This window comes from Rothia sp. 11273D007AR (assembly GCF_053547255.1).
In genome coordinates, this window is the sequence record NZ_JBPPWJ010000027.1 from 1 (window position 1) to 2,400 (window position 2,400).

Below are 2,400 nucleotides of genomic sequence, written 5' to 3' on the forward strand. Positions count from 1 at the left end.
GCTCATATTTTTGCCGCGGGTGGGGCCGTTGTCTAGTTGGTGGGTGTGGGGTGCGTGTCTACTTTTGAATAAGCCTCTCTTATGCGCTTATGTTAATATAAGTATATAAAAGGAGTTAATAAATATGCGGCAAGGTATTCTTAAATAAACTGTCAATTTGATAGTGGGAACAAATAATTAGATGTCCCTTTTTAGGAGGGGTTAGTTTTTTGTACCCAGTGATAAGAGTATCTGTCACTGGGATTTTTTATGCCTTTTTGGCTTTTGAATGGAGGAAAATCACATGAAAATTATTAATATTGGAGTTTTAGCTCATGTTGATGCAGGAAAAACTACCTTAACAGAAAGCTTATTATATAACAGTGGAGCGATTACAGAATTAGGAAGCGTGGACAAAGGTACAACGAGGACGGATAATACGCTTTTAGAACGTCAGAGAGGAATTACAATTCAGACAGGAATAACCTCTTTTCAGTGGGAAAATACGAAGGTGAACATCATAGACACGCCAGGACATATGGATTTCTTAGCAGAAGTATATCGTTCATTATCAGTTTTAGATGGGGCAATTCTACTGATTTCTGCAAAAGATGGCGTACAAGCACAAACTCGTATATTATTTCATGCACTTAGGAAAATGGGGATTCCCACAATCTTTTTTATCAATAAGATTGACCAAAATGGAATTGATTTATCAACGGTTTATCAGGATATTAAAGAGAAACTTTCTATGGAAATTATAATCAAACAGAAAGTAGAGCTGCACCCTAATATGTGTGTGATGAGCTGTACGGAACCTGAGCAATGGGATGTGGTAATAGAAGGAAATGATGACCTTTTAGAGAAATATATGTCCGGTAAATCATTAGAAGCATTAGAACTCGAACAAGAGGAAATCAGAAGATTTCAGAATTGCTCCTTGTACCCTGTTTATCATGGAAGCGCAAAAAGCAACATAGGGATTGAGCAGCTTATAGAAGTGATAACGAATAAATTTTATTCATCAACATACAGAAAGAAGTCTGAACTTTGCGGAAATGTCTTCAAAATTGAATATTCGGAAGAAAGACAACGTCTTGCATATGTACGCCTTTATGGCGGAATCCTGCATTTGCGGGATTCGGTTAGAATATCGGAAAAGGAAAAAATAAAAATTACAGAAATGTATACTTCAATAAATGGTGAATTATGTAAAATTGATAAGGCTTATTCCGGGGAAATTGTTATTTTGCAAAATGAGTTTTTGAAGCTAAATAGTGTTCTTGGAGATACAAAGCTATTGCCACAGAGAGAGAGAATTGAAAATCCGCTCCCTCTGCTGCAAACAACTGTTGAACCGAGCAAACCTCAACAAAGGGAAATGTTACTTGATGCACTTTTAGAAATCTCCGACAGTGACCCGCTTCTACAATATTATGTGGATTCTACGACACATGAAATCATACTTTCTTTCTTAGGGAAAGTACAAATGGAAGTGACTTGTGCTCTATTGCAAGAAAAGTATCATGTGGAGGTAAAAATAAAAAAGCCTACAGTCATTTATATGGAAAGACCGTTAAAAAAAGCAGAGTATACCATTCACATCGAAGTGCCACCGAATCCCTTCTGGGCTTCCATTGGTCTTTCTGTAGCACCGCTTCCATTAGGGAGCGGAGTACAGTATGAGAGCTCGGTTTCTCTTGGATACTTAAATCAATCGTTTCAAAATGCAGTTATGGAAGGGATACGATATGGCTGTGAACAAGGATTGTATGGTTGGAATGTGACGGACTGTAAAATCTGTTTTAAGTATGGCTTATACTATAGCCCTGTTAGTACCCCAGCAGATTTTCGGATGCTTGCTCCTATTGTATTGGAACAAGTTTTAAAAAAAGCTGGAACAGAATTGTTAGAGCCATATCTTAGTTTTAAAATTTATGCACCACAAGAATATCTTTCACGAGCATATAACGATGCTCCTAAATATTGTGCGAACATCGTAGACACTCAACTGAAAAATAATGAGGTCATTCTTAGTGGAGAAATTCCTGCTCGGTGTATTCAAGAATATCGTAATGATTTAACTTTCTTTACAAATGGACGTAGCGTTTGTTTAACAGAGTTAAAAGGGTACTATGTTACTACTGGTGAATCTGTTTGTCAGCCCCGTCGTCCAAATAGTCGGATAGATAAAGTACGATATATGTTCAATAAAATAACTTAGCACATTTTATATTGTTATATAAATGTGGCTTCTTGTTAAACGAAACGAGATGAAATATTCTTTAATACAGATTTGAATTAAATGTAAAGGAGAAGATAATTATTATAAACTGTGAGTGGGTACTGAGGCTTATTCAAAAGTAGACACGCACCCCACACCCACCAACTAGACAACGGCCCCACCCGCGGCAAAAATAT

At 36.8% G+C, this 2,400-nt stretch carries 1 protein-coding gene and 1 pseudogene; both read left to right on the top strand.

Annotated elements, in window-relative coordinates:
* Positions 1-214: 214 nt before the first annotated feature.
* Positions 215-268: pseudogene (locus tag ACED88_RS10685) on the top strand (hypothetical protein); the annotation flags it as partial.
* Between the two features lie 15 nt (positions 269-283).
* Positions 284-2,203: a tetracycline resistance ribosomal protection protein Tet(M) gene (gene tet(M), locus ACED88_RS10690; protein WP_002324549.1), complete on the top strand. Its 1,920-nt coding sequence runs from the start codon at positions 284-286 to the stop codon at positions 2,201-2,203.
* Positions 2,204-2,400 lie beyond the last annotated feature (197 nt).